Source organism: Acinetobacter corruptisaponis (genome assembly GCF_030053775.1).
Taxonomy (GTDB): Bacteria; Pseudomonadota; Gammaproteobacteria; order Pseudomonadales; family Moraxellaceae; genus Acinetobacter; species Acinetobacter corruptisaponis.
The window spans coordinates 2,365,365-2,379,665 of the sequence record NZ_CP125669.1 but is presented as its reverse complement, the minus strand read 5'-3'; the positions used below and the strand labels follow the sequence as shown (position 1 = coordinate 2,379,665).

General features: G+C 45.1%; 14 protein-coding genes. 8 read left to right on the top strand and 6 right to left on the bottom strand.

What is annotated here, in order from left to right:
- Nucleotide 1: 1 nt before the first annotated feature.
- From nusB to glmS, 5 genes are read left to right on the top strand one after another with little or no spacing between them, the layout of a single operon-like run.
- Nucleotides 2–451, top strand: coding sequence for a transcription antitermination factor NusB (gene nusB / locus QLH32_RS11310; RefSeq protein ID WP_004683615.1), 450 nt, complete (start codon nucleotides 2–4; stop codon nucleotides 449–451).
- A 12-nt stretch (nucleotides 452–463) separates the two neighbouring features.
- Nucleotides 464–1,381: a thiamine-phosphate kinase gene (gene thiL, locus QLH32_RS11305; RefSeq protein ID WP_283266299.1), complete on the top strand. Its 918-nt coding sequence runs from the start codon at nucleotides 464–466 to the stop codon at nucleotides 1,379–1,381.
- Between the two features lie 22 nt (nucleotides 1,382–1,403).
- The gene (locus tag QLH32_RS11300; RefSeq protein WP_279961328.1) at nucleotides 1,404–1,874 is read left to right on the top strand and encodes a phosphatidylglycerophosphatase A family protein; all 471 of its coding nucleotides are present in this window, start codon (nucleotides 1,404–1,406) and stop codon (nucleotides 1,872–1,874) included.
- A 21-nt stretch (nucleotides 1,875–1,895) separates the two neighbouring features.
- Nucleotides 1,896–3,260 carry a bifunctional UDP-N-acetylglucosamine diphosphorylase/glucosamine-1-phosphate N-acetyltransferase GlmU gene (gene glmU, locus QLH32_RS11295; protein WP_283266298.1) on the top strand — a complete coding sequence of 455 codons (1,365 nt, stop codon included), beginning with the start codon at nucleotides 1,896–1,898 and terminating at the stop codon, nucleotides 3,258–3,260.
- 12 nt (nucleotides 3,261–3,272) lie between these two features.
- Nucleotides 3,273–5,111: a glutamine--fructose-6-phosphate transaminase (isomerizing) gene (gene glmS, locus QLH32_RS11290; protein ID WP_283266297.1), complete on the top strand. Its 1,839-nt coding sequence runs from the start codon at nucleotides 3,273–3,275 to the stop codon at nucleotides 5,109–5,111.
- Nucleotides 5,112–5,179: 68 nt separating this feature from the next.
- Here the strand turns inward: glmS and QLH32_RS11285 are convergent, their stop codons facing one another.
- From QLH32_RS11285 to pncA, 3 genes are all read right to left on the bottom strand, one after another.
- Entirely contained in the window at nucleotides 5,180–5,818 is a 639-nt protein-coding gene (locus QLH32_RS11285; RefSeq protein ID WP_283266296.1) for a YitT family protein, read from the bottom strand.
- A 217-nt stretch (nucleotides 5,819–6,035) separates the two neighbouring features.
- Complete coding sequence (locus QLH32_RS11280) at nucleotides 6,036–6,497, bottom strand: Lrp/AsnC family transcriptional regulator (protein ID WP_283266295.1); 462 nt, start codon at nucleotides 6,495–6,497, stop codon at nucleotides 6,036–6,038.
- Between the two features lie 90 nt (nucleotides 6,498–6,587).
- The gene (pncA, locus tag QLH32_RS11275) at nucleotides 6,588–7,220 is read right to left on the bottom strand and encodes a bifunctional nicotinamidase/pyrazinamidase (RefSeq protein WP_283266294.1); all 633 of its coding nucleotides are present in this window, start codon (nucleotides 7,218–7,220) and stop codon (nucleotides 6,588–6,590) included.
- A 268-nt stretch (nucleotides 7,221–7,488) separates the two neighbouring features.
- On the opposite strand from pncA, the gene dapA reads away from it, so the two are divergent.
- Genes dapA through purC form a run of 3 tightly spaced genes read left to right on the top strand, consistent with a single transcriptional unit; the run spans nucleotide 7,489 to nucleotide 9,756 of the window.
- Nucleotides 7,489–8,382 carry a 4-hydroxy-tetrahydrodipicolinate synthase gene (gene dapA, locus QLH32_RS11270; protein WP_283266293.1) on the top strand — a complete coding sequence of 298 codons (894 nt, stop codon included), beginning with the start codon at nucleotides 7,489–7,491 and terminating at the stop codon, nucleotides 8,380–8,382.
- A gap of 15 nt (nucleotides 8,383–8,397) precedes the next feature.
- Entirely contained in the window at nucleotides 8,398–9,000 is a 603-nt protein-coding gene (locus QLH32_RS11265; protein ID WP_283269328.1) for a lipoprotein-34 precursor (NlpB), read from the top strand.
- Between the two features lie 36 nt (nucleotides 9,001–9,036).
- On the top strand, nucleotides 9,037–9,756 hold the full coding sequence (purC, locus tag QLH32_RS11260; protein WP_004679174.1) for a phosphoribosylaminoimidazolesuccinocarboxamide synthase: 720 nt from the start codon (nucleotides 9,037–9,039) through the stop codon (nucleotides 9,754–9,756).
- A gap of 95 nt (nucleotides 9,757–9,851) precedes the next feature.
- On the opposite strand, the gene QLH32_RS11255 is transcribed toward purC, so the two are convergent.
- From QLH32_RS11255 to QLH32_RS11245, 3 genes are all read right to left on the bottom strand, one after another.
- Nucleotides 9,852–11,585: an amidohydrolase gene (locus QLH32_RS11255; protein ID WP_283266292.1), complete on the bottom strand. Its 1,734-nt coding sequence runs from the start codon at nucleotides 11,583–11,585 to the stop codon at nucleotides 9,852–9,854.
- Between the two features lie 132 nt (nucleotides 11,586–11,717).
- Complete coding sequence (locus tag QLH32_RS11250; RefSeq protein ID WP_283266291.1) at nucleotides 11,718–12,836, bottom strand: acyltransferase family protein; 1,119 nt, start codon at nucleotides 12,834–12,836, stop codon at nucleotides 11,718–11,720.
- Nucleotides 12,837–12,967: 131 nt separating this feature from the next.
- The gene (locus QLH32_RS11245) at nucleotides 12,968–14,242 is read right to left on the bottom strand and encodes a replication-associated recombination protein A (RefSeq protein WP_283266290.1); all 1,275 of its coding nucleotides are present in this window, start codon (nucleotides 14,240–14,242) and stop codon (nucleotides 12,968–12,970) included.
- Between the last annotated feature and the right edge of the window lie 59 nt (nucleotides 14,243–14,301).

Sequence of the window (14,301 nt, the reverse complement as noted above, 5' to 3'; positions counted from 1 at the left end):
CATGTCGCAAACACTTCAGGCCGCTTATGCAGCGAAACGCAAAGCACGTCGTTTTGCTGTACAAGGGATTTATGAATGGCAAATGAGTCAGAACCCTGTCCATGAAATTGAGGCACGCACTCGTGTTGAAAATGCCATGCACAAGGTTGACCTTAACTATTACCATGAATTGCTCACTCAAGTGGTTGCCCAACATGACGCTCTGGATGAGTTGCTCATCCCTGTCCTTGACCGTGAGTTAAATGCCCTCGATGGCGTGGAACTTGCCACTTTACGACTCGGTGCCTATGAATTACGGGATCATCTCGAAGTTCCATACCGTGTGGTGCTGGATGAAGCGATTGAGCTGGCAAAACACTTTGGTGGTGCGGACAGCCATAAATACATCAATGGTGTACTGGACCGTCTTTCCTCAAAGCTTCGTGAAGCTGAAAAACAGCAAGCTAAATAACAGGCTTGTGTCATGGCTGAGTTTTCAATTATTGACCAATACTTTAAACGCGCATCAAAATCTGGTGTCAGTTTAGGAGTTGGTGATGACTCAGCCATTGTTACACCTCCTCCCTCACAACAACTGGTGATCTGTACCGATACACTGGTTGCTGGTCGTCATTTTCCCCTAAACACTTCAGCACATGCCATCGGCTGGAAAAGTGTGGCGGTCAATTTATCCGACCTTGCTGCAATGGGTGCAAAACCGCATAGTATTTTACTGGCATTAAGCCTACCAACAGTTGATCATGGCTGGCTGGCTGGCTTTAGTCAGGGACTATTCGATTGCTGTGATCAATTCGGTGTCAGCCTGATTGGTGGCGATACCACACAGAGTTCCCAACTGACCATCACGGTCACGGCACTGGGCTGGATTGAACACGGTCAGGCTGTCACGCGTGCAGGCGCTCAGGTCGGCGACTATATCTGTGTCAGTGGGCAGATTGGAGATGCCGCATTTGGGCTACAGCATCTTGGTCATGCCCTACAGCAACGACTTGATTATCCAACGCCACGTTGTAATTTAGGACAGCAGCTCAAAGGTCTGGCCTCCAGTATGATTGATGTTTCGGACGGATTGGCCCAGGACTTGGGACATATTCTCAAAGCATCCAATGTCGGTGCAAAACTACAACTTGAGCAGCTTCCAATTAATGAATCACTCAAAAAGCTGGAAAAGCAGCAGGCATGGCACTACGCCCTTGCGGGTGGTGACGATTATGAACTGTGCTTTACAATATCACCGCAAAATTTTGAAAAACTACTTCGACAACAATTAGATGTTCCGCTTACAATAATTGGTGAAATCACCCAACAAACTGGATTGTCATTTGTGTATATGGGCGAAAATCACCCATTACCTGTTCAGGGATATCAACACTTTGCATAAGCCACCGATTCACTTTAAACAAATGAGCTGGTTCAACCGCTGCATCGTTTTTTGCGGTGTCGGTTTCGGTTCTGGCTTAGCGCCCAAGGCACCTGGAACATTTGGTTCAGCCTTTGCCCTGCTGTTTGTGCCATTGTGGCTACAATTGGGTTTCTATGGCAGCTTGATTGCCATCCTGATCATGTCGGTTGTGGGCATTTATATCTGCGGACAAACCGCCAAAGTCATCAATGTCCATGATGATGGACGTATTGTCTGGGATGAGTTCGCAGGACAGTCCATTACTTTCCTGCCTTTGCTTTATTTACAGCAAATGAATGGGTTGTGGGTCATTGCTGGATTCGTATTATTCCGTATCTTTGATGTCTGGAAACCATTCCCAATCAACTGGGCCGACCAGAAAGTGTCTGGCGGTCTGGGTATTATGCTGGATGACATTATTGCTGGACTTTGGGCAGCAATCTGCCTATCTCTTCTCCACTTCTACTTTTGACTTAAACCAGTAGGGTTAATTATGTCAACAACTGTGATTATTCTTGCAGCAGGAAAAGGAACGCGGATGCGTTCACAATTACCTAAAGTGTTACAACCACTTGCAGGTCAACCTTTGCTTGGTCATGTGATTCAAACAGCACAAAAACTACATGCCCAGAATATTATTACGATTTATGGTCATGGTGGTGAATTGGTTAAACAAAGCTTTGCCAATCAAGCCATTGAGTGGGTTGAACAAGCTGAGCAACTCGGTACAGGTCATGCAGTGCAAATGACCTTACCTGTTCTACCTCAAGATGGCATTTCCTTGATTCTATATGGTGATGTGCCTTTGGTTCGTCAAAGCACGCTGGAGCAATTGCTTGAAGTCTCTAGCCAGTCTGGTATTGGTATGATCACGCTGAATGTGGAAAATCCAACAGGCTATGGCCGTATTGTTCGCCAAGCGGGCAAAATTCAAGCCATTGTCGAGCATAAAGATGCCAATGACGAGCAACGTCAAATTCAGGAAATTAATACTGGTATTTACTGTGTCAGCAATGCCAAGCTACATCAATGGCTACCAAAACTATCCAATAATAATGCGCAGGGCGAATATTACCTGACCGATATTGTAGCCATGGCGGTTGCAGATGGCTTAGAGATTGCTTCTATTCAACCTGAACTGGCTTTTGAAGTTGAGGGTGTGAATGACCGCCTACAACTGGCAGCTCTGGAACGTCAATTTCAGCAGCAACAAGCGAAAGAATTGATGCAGCAAGGTGTTCATTTAATTGACCCAAATCGCTTTGATTTACGAGGCCATTTGAAATGTGGTCAAGATGTCCTCATTGATATCAATGTGATTATTGAAGGCGATTGTGAACTAGGCGATAACGTACAGCTTGGTGCGGGATGTATTTTAAAGAATACCCTTATTGCAGCAGGTACCAAAGTTCAGGCATACAGCGTTTTTGAAAATGCGGTTGTGGGCGAAAATACCCAAATTGGTCCTTTTGCCCGCCTACGTCCAGGTGCCAGCCTTGGCAATGATGTTCACATCGGCAATTTCGTTGAGGTGAAAAACTCAAATATTGGTCGGGGTTCAAAAGCCAACCACTTCACCTATTTAGGTGATGCTGACATCGGTGTGGATTGTAATATTGGTGCAGGCACCATCACCTGCAATTATGACGGTGCCAACAAACACCGTACCATTATTGGTGATCAAGTGTTTATTGGCACCAATAACTCACTGGTTGCCCCAATTAAAATTGGTGATGGTGCGACCACAGGTGCAGGCTCAACCCTGACCAGAGATGTAAATGAACATAGTTTAGCGGTTGAACGTGCTAAACAGTTTGAAAAATCTAATTATCAACGTCCCCAAAAATTGAAAAAATAAGAGGATTCTATTATGTGTGGCATTGTTGGTGGCGTTGCAGAACGTAATATTACAGAAGTATTGATCGAGGGTCTAAAACGCCTTGAATATCGTGGTTATGATTCTTCAGGCTTGGCATTATTAAACAATCAACACATCCTGCGTGAACGCCGTGTGGGTAAGGTGGCCAATCTGGCTGAGGCGGTATCAGAACAACATTTAACAGGGAATGTTGGTATTGCGCATACCCGTTGGGCAACCCATGGCAAACCAACAGAAAACAATGCGCACCCGCATGTTTCAGGCAATGTTGCGGTTGTGCATAACGGTATCATTGAGAACTATCAGGAACTCAAGGATGAATTACAGGCCTTGGGTTATGTATTCACCTCACAGACCGATACCGAAGTAGTTGCGCATCTGGTCAATAATGCCTTAAAACAAACCGATAGCCTGCTTGAAGCTGTCCAGAATATTGTACCCCGACTTAAGGGTGCATATGCACTTGGAATTGTGCATACTGAACATCCAGATGAACTGATTACCGTTCGTGAAGGTTCACCACTGGTCATTGGTGTCGGTATTGGTGAGAATTTCATTAGTTCTGACCAATTGGCCTTATTGCCCGTCACCAATCGCTTCGTCTACCTGGAAGAGGGTGATATTGCCCGTTTAACCCGCAGCAGCATTGAAGTATTTGTTGATGGTAAGCGCGTTGAACGTCCAGTAAAGGAACTGGATGCAACGGTCAGCAATGTGTCTAAAGGTGAATATAAACACTTCATGCTCAAGGAAATTTATGAGCAGCCTGAAGCGATTCAGCAGACCATTTCTCAAGCTTTAAATGGCAATAGCTTGCGTGATGATTTCCTCAACCATGCCGATGCTGACTTTGGCAAAATCCAGCAGGTACAAATCATTGCCTGTGGTACCAGCTACCATGCAGGGATGATTGCCAAATACTGGTTTGAGCAACTGATCGGTGTACCTTGCCAGGTTGAGATTGCCAGTGAATTTCGCTACCGCACGCCAGTGATTGTGGCAAATACCCTATATATCTGTATTTCCCAGTCTGGTGAAACAGCAGATACGCTGGCAGCGTTACGTGAAACACAAAAACGCGCCAAGACACAAAACCTTGACATCACCACCATGACGATTTGTAACGTTGCGACTTCATCTATGGTTCGCGAAACAGATCATCATTTATTGACGCTGGCGGGTCCTGAAATCGGTGTTGCCTCAACCAAGGCATTTACCACCCAGCTTGCAGCACTCATGTTGTTGATTCTCAAGATCGGTGAAGTGAAGCAACGCCTTTCTGAGGCTCAACGCAACCAAATCATTAAGGGATTATGGCACTGTCCTAAAGTGATTCTGGATACCTTACAATGCAATACAGAAATCCTGCGTTTATCCACCTTGTTTGTTGAGAAAAACCATTGCCTGTTCCTAGGACGTGGCACACATTTCCCAATTGCGCTGGAAGGTGCGTTGAAGCTGAAAGAGATTTCATATATTCATGCAGAAGGTTACGCGGCAGGCGAACTGAAACATGGGCCATTGGCTTTAGTGGACAATGAAATGCCAGTGGTGATTCTGGCGCCAAACGATGACATGCTCGATAAACTCAAGTCGAACATGGAAGAAGTTCAGGCACGTGGGGGTGAACTGTTTGTATTTGCTGACCAGGACAGTGGTATACACGGTAAAGACCGTCAGCATGTGGTTCACATTCCATCTGTCAATGAATGGTTAGCACCGATTGTTTACAGTGTTCCAGTACAGCTACTTGCTTACCATGTTGCGGTATTACGCGGAACTGATGTCGATCAGCCTCGTAATTTAGCGAAGAGTGTGACTGTAGAATAAAATGACAAAGTAGAAGAAAGGTTCGCCTTTCTTCTACCCTTTACCATCATTTCAATTAAAAATTTATTTTATGCCACATAACGGCTATTTTTATGATTTAGCAAAATAATTGAATTCAGGATTACCGCACCTAAAATAGAAATTAAAACAAGTTTCCAGTCCACAAAAAACAGTGACGTTAATAAGATCGCCACATCAATTCCCATCTGTACCTTTCCAGCTGAAATCTTGAAATGTTCCTGCAAATACAGCGCAAGCAGGTTGATGCCACCCAGACTTGAACGATGCCGAAACAGGATCAGGAAACTTACCCCCATCAGCACATTGGCAAAAATCGTGGCATAGATTGGATTGACCTCTGACAACTGAAAGAAATGGGGAATGGTTTCCGTAAACCCAGCCAGTAATGCCACCGCAACAAAGGTTTTCACCACAAGGGCAATACCCATCTTTTTATAGGCAAAATAGTAAAATGGAATGTTGATCAGGAAAAATAATACGCCAAACTTGATGTCAGTGATGTAGTGAATCAACAACGACAATCCTGCCGTTCCACCTGTCATAATGCCTGCCTGCTGCAACAGGGTCATGGCAAACGATAAAATGAATGTTCCAATCAACATCGCCAGAGCATCTTCCACTCTTGAGTGCTGGTCCACCACGGGCACGGCTGGGATTGGCAAAGATACATGTTGATCAGTACTCATAACGATATAGCTCAAGAAACAAGACAACAGCAGGGAGAGCATCCTGGATAGGGATGCGAATTGATATATTTGATCATTTTTATGGTTTTTACGCAATTTATTATTATATTTTTATCATAAATGCAATTTATAATCCAAATAACACATTAAAATACACAAAGGTTGCACTGTGATAACGTTATCTTGACTGGCATTATAAGGGGCAGCAAAGTATTTATTATTTAATCGCAATGCCATTTTCCTTTAATTTTTCTAAAACAATAGATGTATTTAAATTACTGACTCCAAAGTTACTGGATGACAAAGTACCAATCAATTTCACCATTTCATCCAAACTCTTGACCGCAACTTTGAGTACAAAATCATAACTGCCCGTGAGTTTATGAATATCTTTAACTGCGGGTTCATGCAAAAGAAACTCAACAAAACGATCATGGGTTGCATCATTATAATTCTGCAATTTCACCTCAATAATCCCCATAATCGGCGTTGGGTCAGCATCCAGGGCAATCTGCGCATAATAGCCTGTGATAATTTTCTTCTGTTCGAGGTTAATCCGACGGCGTGAACACTGGGAAGTGGACAATCCCACCAACTCAGCGAGTTCCTGATTGGCCAAACGCCCATTAAGCTGGAGGTGATGAATAATTTTGCGGTCAAAATCATCTATTTCAGTCATAACACTCTCTATTACTGTTCTAGTCCGCAAATACAATAAGGCATTTACTCGTGAACAAAAGTTTACGTTTTTAGCACAGCCGTCACAAGCCTAGGCAAGCAGGTTGGATGACTGTATCCGCTGAACCCCCTGCCCAGACATTTCCTGCCAGGCCTTTTGCAGTGAGCCATTCAGGTCAATCGCCTTACAGGCATCCTCAACCACATAGGTTTTAAAGCCAAAATGTACAGCATCCAAAGCCGTCCATGCCACACAAAAATCCGTGGCAATTCCAACAATATAAACGGTATCCACCTGATGTTCCTTTAAATAGCCAGTGAGACCTGTGGGTGTCTTGCGATCAGCCTCCATAAAGGCGGAATAGCTATCAATATCTGGATGAAAGCCCTTACGGATAATCAACTGTGCGGCTGGAATATTTAGGGCGGGATGAAATTCAGCATCATGGCTGCCCTGCACACAGTGTTTTGGCCATAGCACCTGCGTACCATAAGCCAGTTCAACCGTTTCAAAGGGCACTTTATCCTTATGGTTTTCCGCAAAGGAAATATGCTGTTCAGGATGCCAGTCCTGTGTCAGCACAACCGTATCGAACTGCTGTGCCAACTGGTTAATCAATGGAATAATCTGGTCCGCATCGGCAACCGCCAGATTGCCGCCTGGCGTAAAGCCATTTTGGACATCGACCACGATCAATGCGCTATGTCTGGAATGTTTCTGCATTTTATAATTCAACCTTAAGCTGCTGTTTTTACCTTACCCTGCTGCTGGCTTTCCCGCCACTCTTCCCTGAATTTTTATCGAGATGAATTAAAGTTTTCCACAGTTTGACTAAAGCATATTGTTCTTATGCGCCCGATCAGTCATAATTTGCATAATTGTCATTCAACCAAGCTCATTGCTGAATGACCAATCAAAATACTGCAACCATCCATTATTTCGTTTTTTATTCACTTCAAATTCGGATGGGAAAATAGGATATTTTTTTAAAATGACTCAGCTAGCACAGAATATTCAAGGCTCAATTGTCGCAATCGTTACCCCTATGTTTGAAGATGGTGGTGTGGATTGGAAGAGTCTTGAGAAGCTTGTTGAGTGGCACATCCAGCAAGGCACACATAGCATTGTCGCTGTCGGCACAACAGGCGAAGCCTCAACTTTGAGTATGGAAGAACATATCAAGGTCATTCAGGAGGTGATCCGCGTTGCCAATAAACGCATTCCGATCATTGCTGGAACAGGTGCGAATTCGACACGTGAAGCGATTGAACTGACTCAGGCAGCAAAAGATGTGGGCGCTGATGCAGCGCTTTTGGTCACGCCTTATTATAATAAACCGACACAGGAAGGCTTATACCAGCACTATAAAGCCATTGCTGAAGCGGTTGATATTCCACAGATCCTTTACAATGTTCCAGGCCGTACTGGCGTGGACATGCAGAATGAGACGGTGATCCGCCTTGCTGATGTCAAGAACATCGTCGGCATTAAGGATGCAACAGGTGACATTCCCCGTGGCAAGGCACTCATTGATGGCCTAAACGGTAAGATGGCGGTTTATTCAGGTGATGACCCAACCGCATGGGAACTGATTTTGCTGGGTGCCAAAGGCAATATTTCCGTCACTGCAAATGTTGCGCCTAAACAGATGAGCGATGTTTGTGAGGCCGCACTGACAGGAGAGCAGGCAAAAGCGCAAGACCTGAATCAACAAATTGCAAATCTACACAATATTTTGTTTTGCGAATCAAACCCAATTCCTGTGAAATGGGCGTTGCATGAGATGGGATACATGGGTACAGGCATTCGCCTGCCTTTGACCCCGCTTGCGGAACAATATCGTGAACCTCTTCGCAATGGTTTAAAAGTTGCGGGAATTATCTAATACGAGCAATTTATGATGCAATTACGTCTTGGTGTTGTCCTGGTCATTTCAGCTTTAAGTTTGGCTGGTTGTGGTCGTTTTGCCCTGAATAACCATTCTCTGGATTATAAAAAGGCGCAGGCACTTGAACCCCTCAAATTCCCTGAGAATGCAACGGTCAGACCATTCACACCATTGTATCCAGCTCCTACGGTTGACGCACTTGCCATCGAGCATGCGCCAAACTTTGTAAACAAGACGGGCAACCGTTATGCGCTTCCCCGTCCAGAGGCAATGCAGAGTTCAGGCAATCCTGCTGCAAACACAACTGCGACTTTAGGTCGTCCACAACTGGTGATGGATGGCAACAAGAATCCACTGCTTAAGGTAGATGGTCCAACCGCAGCCGCCTGGCAGTATACCTTTGCAACCTTGAGCAGCCTCAACTACAAGGTGGTTTCACAGGCGGACAATGGCTATGAAGCAACCATCAAGGTAGGCGACCAGAACTACCTGCTCAAGCTCTCTGCCGTAGGCACAAGCAACACTGTTGCCCTGTTCAAACTTGACACCACCTTTGCGGACCAAGCCACTGCAACGGAAGTGTTAACCCAGATTTACCAAAATTGGCCAGCCTAGTGGTTGACTAGGCATTTTCTAAATAAAGGTTCCCCCATGTTAAAACAAACCTTGCTCTATACTGGTAAAGCAAAATCTGTCTATGAAACAGATCATGCTGACCACCTGATTTTAGTCTTTCGTGATGATGCCTCTGCGTTCAATGGCGAAAAAATCGAACAACTAGATCGTAAAGGCAAGGTCAACAACCGTTTTAACGCCTTTATCATGGAAAAACTGGCTGAAGCTGGCATTGAGACGCATTTTGAAAAACTGCTTTCTCCAACTGAAGTGCTGGTTAAGAAACTCCAGATGATCCCAGTTGAATGTGTGATTCGTAACTACGCGGCGGGTTCACTGTGCCGTCGCTTGGGTGTTGAGGAAGGCAAGGAACTGACTCCGCCAACTTTCGAATTATTCTTTAAGGATGACGCGCTTGGCGATCCAATGGTGAACGAGTCTCAGGCGATTGCCTTGGGTTGGGCGAATGCTGAACAGCTTGAAAAAATGAAAGAGCTGACTTATCAGGTGAATGATGTGCTTAAGGCATTGTTCGACGCGGGCAACATGATTCTGGTTGACTTCAAGCTTGAGTTTGGTGTGTTCCATGACCGCATTGTACTGGGTGATGAGTTCTCTCCAGACGGTTGCCGTTTATGGGATAAAGACACCAAGAAAAAACTGGATAAAGACCGTTTCCGTCAGGGTTTAGGCGGTGTGGTTGAAGCCTATGAAGAAGTTGCTGCACGTTTGGGCATCAACCTAGATGATATCTAAGCTCCTATAAAGCTTAAGTTTTCATATAAAGAACCAGCCATTTAGGCTGGTTTTTTAGTTTTTATGCGCATGAATCGTGTATCAACTAAATGGGTTTACTCATTCTGATAGATCAGTTTTCCTTCCTTATAGGTTGCCAGAATCCTGATATTCTTGATTTCCCTCGTCGGGACCTTGAGTGGGTCACGATCCAGAATCACAAGATCGGCTAATTTCCCAGAGCTCAGTGTTCCCTTTGTTTTGTCCTCAAAATACTGATAGGCGGCCCAGTCGGTCATGGACTTGAGTGCAAGGTAAGGGCTAATTCGCTCATCAGCACCTAAAACATAATCACTACGAGTCACACGATTCACCGTGGCATCCAGCATCATCATGCTGTTCGGTGGAACAACAGGTGCATCATGGTGCTCAGTAAAAATAAGCTTCTTGTGCAAGGCGGTTGCTGTTGGGGAAATATGCGCTGCCCTTGTCTCGCCCAGCGTTTGCTGACGGTGCCAGTCTCCCCAATAAAAGGTATGTAGAGAAAAGAATGAGGGAATAATATCCAGTGCCTTTAACTGGTCTAGCTGATCATCACGAATGGTTTGGGAATGGATCAATACACTTCTACGATCCGCCTGCCCCTGTTTCGCCGTGGCATCCTTTACCGCACCGATAAACTGGTCAATCGCAGCATCACCATTGGCATGGGCGAGTACCTGCCAACCCTGCTTAAAGGCTAAATTGATGTATTGATTGACCTGGTGATCATCCTTTATGGCTGGATAACCTGCATAGCTTTTATCTTTGCCCTCAGGCGGAATCAGATACGGCTGTGTCAGCCATGCGGTTTTACCCTGAGGTGAGCCATCCAGACTGATTTTAACCCCACCAATACGGAAATGATGGTCATAATGCAGGGAACTGCCCTGCTTCAGCATATAGTCCTGGCTGGTGGTGATGTCTGGATAGGACACCACATCAATCGGCAACTGGTTTTGTTTGGCCAAGGCATGCCACATTTCCGTGGTGCCCTGATCTGCACGTCCCTCCTGCACGGTGGTAAAGCCGTTCCTCACATAGGCATCAATGCCTTTTTGTGCAATCTGGAACATCACGGCTGGTGGTACATCTTTAAAGATTGAGCCAATTGCAGTAAATAAAGCGGACTCTTCCAAAACCCCATTTGGAGCATTAGAGTTGGCTTCACGGCGAATCACCCCGCCTGCTGGATTAGGTGTATTTGCATTGATCTTTAATAGTTCCAAGGCCTTATGGTTTACAGAAGCCAAATGGCCTGATTGATGCAGAATCATCACGGGCTGGTCTTTTGACACGCGGTCCAGATCATTGGCAGTGGGATGACGCTGTTCAGACAATTGTGCATCATCATAGCCATTGCCTAAAATCCAGCCACCCATTGTTTTAATCACGGCTGGATTCTCCGCTTTCCACTGAGTCAAAACCTTAACCAGCGAATCAATATCTGCAATCTTGCCATCAGGCAATGGATAAAGATTGGCGACCATTTGATGAAAGCCCACCATATTCACATGGCTATGGGCATCAATGAAGCTAGGGAGGAGCGTTTTATTCTTTAAATCAATGTATTGGACTTTTGAGTCTGCCTGGTTTTCAGCCAGTTGCCTTGAACCGACAAAACGGATTTTTCCATCTTTAATCAGCAGCGCTTCAGCATATTGAGGCTGCATTCCCTCCATCGTTAAAATCGAGCCACCATAAAATAATTGCTCTGTTGCGATTGTCGGTGTTTTTATTGTTGTACAGCCAGAAAAAGCCAGTGACCAGACTGTTACATAAAGCAATTTACTGAAATGATTAGAATTCATATATAAAACCATATTTTTATTATGCCTTTATGATTTAAACGTATTCTTGTGCCAATAAAAAGGCTTAATCCATTATTTTTGTATTGTTTGTTAAACTTTCGAACCTTAAAACTTTTATATCGTACCCAGAAATTAAAATATTTTTGCCAGTTTATTTGACACCTTGATTGCCGCATCATCCACATAACGGCTATACGGATATGCCAAAACAATACTCATGATCACGGTAAAAAGACTTGCCCATAGTCCCGCATTTAAATAGGACCAACCCAATTGCCCATACAGTAGGTTAAAGAACGGAATCCCCAGAGCATATAGGATCGCCAGATGAATCAGGTAAATTGAAAATGACAGCTTGCCTAAGAGAACAAGGAAACCATGATCAAAAAAATGCGCCAACCATTTACCTTTCAGAACCGCGTAAACAATGAAGAAGCCCCCGAGAAAATTTAAATAGTCATAGGTCTGCTCACCCAGAAACTGGGTAAACAACTGGTAACTTAAGCTATTATCATGGACACCACAAAAATACAGTCCAAGAATAAACAGCAGCACTGAAACAACGGTACTTAGCTCAACCGCATATAAAAATAGCCCCATCCCCAGAATAAAACTGATGATGCCAAGCAATACCGTTTGCGAGATCATATAGGCTACACCCACACTGATGATCAGGAACAGGCCGCATAGAATGGGCATTTTGCTATAAAAATAACTGCCCAGATAAATCACCAGTGAACCCAGCAATTCAATCTGCATGGTCCATAGTACCCAGTTATAGCTGGAATCCCCAAATAGAAATGCGCCAATGCTTCCCTCATACAGGGCAGTGGAAAGTTTGGGATCTGGATTAGCCAAGGCAGCGCCCCATTCCGAGACGTGGGAAACATCGACAGGCACATAACAGACCAGATAGGCAATCACACAGGAAACAAAGGCGGGAATCGCCAAACGGGGATAACGCTTGAGCAATGACTTTTTTAATCGCTCAGTTGCATTTGGCTTGTTTAAACTGGACAGGCTCAGCACATAGCCACTCAGGACAAAGAACACAAAAACCGCGCCTGTCCCTGAATAGAAAAATGCCAGCGGTGAGTTGTGCAACTGGGCGAAAAAAGCATATTGCGGAACCGCACTTTCACCAAAATTATGCAGTTGCGGAAAGAATGTCAGCGACAGGTGTGACAGCACCACCGCAAGGCAGGCAAGGCCCCGAATACTTTCCGCAGCATTAATTTTTTGGGTGGACATTGATGGAACTTTATCATCCGTGATAAACGGCGATGATGCGACCTTTTCACTGACCTGTCTAGGGGGCGCTCACAAAAAAAAGAATGCCCAAGCTACCCTTTCAAATCAGAGGTTGGAACAAGGTGGTCATATCATTGTTGCTGCTGTTCCTGCTGCCAACGACGTTGCTGCAAACGTTCGCCCTCAACTTCACGCTTGTTTCGGGCAGACTCATACAGCTTGGTGCCTTTCAGTTCAGGCGGCAGATATTCCTGCATCACAAAATGCTCTGGGAAATTGTGTGGATAAAGATAATCCACGCCATAGCCCTGCTGTTTCATTAACTTGGTCGGTGCATTGCGTAAATGCAAAGGCACAGGCAAGTTTGCTGTTTTTTCTGCGAGTTCCAACGCGCGATTGATGGCTAAATAGGTACTGTTACTTTTCGGGCTGGTCGCCAGATACACCGCACATTGTCCCAAAATAATCCGTGCTTCTGGCATGCCCACCGCCTGTACTGAACGGAAACATTCACCTGCCAGCAACAAGGCATTGGGATTGGAATTACCGATGTCTTCTGAAGCCGCAATCAGCATGCGACGGGCGATAAACACAGGGTCTTCACCGCCCTTGAGCATACGTGCCATCCAGTACAGCGTTGCATCTGGATCACTGCCCCGAATCGACTTGATAAATGCTGAGATAATGTCGTAGTGCTGCTCGCCTGATTTGTCATAACGGGCAATATTCTGCTGCGCCACTTTAACCACAATGGCATTGGTCACGATATTTTCAACGTCAGGCTCAAAGGTGCTGGCAATCAGGTCAATCAGGTTCAGTGCCTTACGGGCATCTCCTGCGGCAAACTGAACCAAGGCATCATATTCCTCAATCTGGATATGCCGTTGTCTTAAAAATGAATCTGCCTGAATCGCCCTATTGATCAGGCTTTGAATCGCCTCTGCATCCAGACTGTTCAGGGTATAGACCTGACAACGGGACAACAGTGCGCTATTGACCTCAAAGGATGGATTTTCAGTGGTGGCCCCAATCAGAGTAATTTTACCTTTCTCCACCGCACCCAGTAAGGCGTCCTGCTGCGATTTATTAAAACGGTGAATCTCATCAATAAACACCACAGGCGTGAGCAGATCACCACTTTCAGCAATCACTTCACGCAGTTCTTTCACGCCTGTATTCAATGCAGACAGGCTAATAAAAGGACGGTCCACTGCCTGCGCCAACAACAGCGCAATGGTGGTTTTACCTACCCCTGGCGGCCCCCAGAAAATAATCGATGGCAAATGTCCCTGATCAATCATCTGACGCAAGGGTGCATGTTCACCCAGCAAATGATCCTGCCCGATGATTTCGGATAAATCACGGGGACGTAAGCGTTCAGGGAGTGGAATATGCGTATCTGACATTATCAAGGGCTTTCTGCTGTTTTATCCTAGTCTATTGTGTCTGGCACAAATCTACAATT

Excerpts from the sequence above, each read along its gene's own strand:
- purC (WP_004679174.1), top strand. The coding sequence starts at position 9,037 with ATGTTAAAACAAACCTTGCTCTATACTGGTAAAGCAAAATCTGTCTAT.
- QLH32_RS11280 (WP_283266295.1), bottom strand. The coding sequence starts at position 6,497 with ATGACTGAAATAGATGATTTTGACCGCAAAATTATTCATCACCTCCAG.
- nusB (WP_004683615.1), top strand. The coding sequence starts at position 2 with ATGTCGCAAACACTTCAGGCCGCTTATGCAGCGAAACGCAAAGCACGT.
- QLH32_RS11285 (WP_283266296.1), bottom strand. The coding sequence starts at position 5,818 with ATGAGTACTGATCAACATGTATCTTTGCCAATCCCAGCCGTGCCCGTG.
- QLH32_RS11250 (WP_283266291.1), bottom strand. The coding sequence starts at position 12,836 with ATGTCCACCCAAAAAATTAATGCTGCGGAAAGTATTCGGGGCCTTGCC.
- dapA (WP_283266293.1), top strand. The coding sequence starts at position 7,489 with ATGACTCAGCTAGCACAGAATATTCAAGGCTCAATTGTCGCAATCGTT.
- glmU (WP_283266298.1), top strand. The coding sequence starts at position 1,896 with ATGTCAACAACTGTGATTATTCTTGCAGCAGGAAAAGGAACGCGGATG.
- glmS (WP_283266297.1), top strand. The coding sequence starts at position 3,273 with ATGTGTGGCATTGTTGGTGGCGTTGCAGAACGTAATATTACAGAAGTA.
- QLH32_RS11265 (WP_283269328.1), top strand. The coding sequence starts at position 8,398 with ATGCAATTACGTCTTGGTGTTGTCCTGGTCATTTCAGCTTTAAGTTTG.
- pncA (WP_283266294.1), bottom strand. The coding sequence starts at position 7,220 with ATGCAGAAACATTCCAGACATAGCGCATTGATCGTGGTCGATGTCCAA.
- QLH32_RS11245 (WP_283266290.1), bottom strand. The coding sequence starts at position 14,242 with ATGTCAGATACGCATATTCCACTCCCTGAACGCTTACGTCCCCGTGAT.
- QLH32_RS11300 (WP_279961328.1), top strand. The coding sequence starts at position 1,404 with ATGAGCTGGTTCAACCGCTGCATCGTTTTTTGCGGTGTCGGTTTCGGT.
- thiL (WP_283266299.1), top strand. The coding sequence starts at position 464 with ATGGCTGAGTTTTCAATTATTGACCAATACTTTAAACGCGCATCAAAA.
- QLH32_RS11255 (WP_283266292.1), bottom strand. The coding sequence starts at position 11,585 with ATGAATTCTAATCATTTCAGTAAATTGCTTTATGTAACAGTCTGGTCA.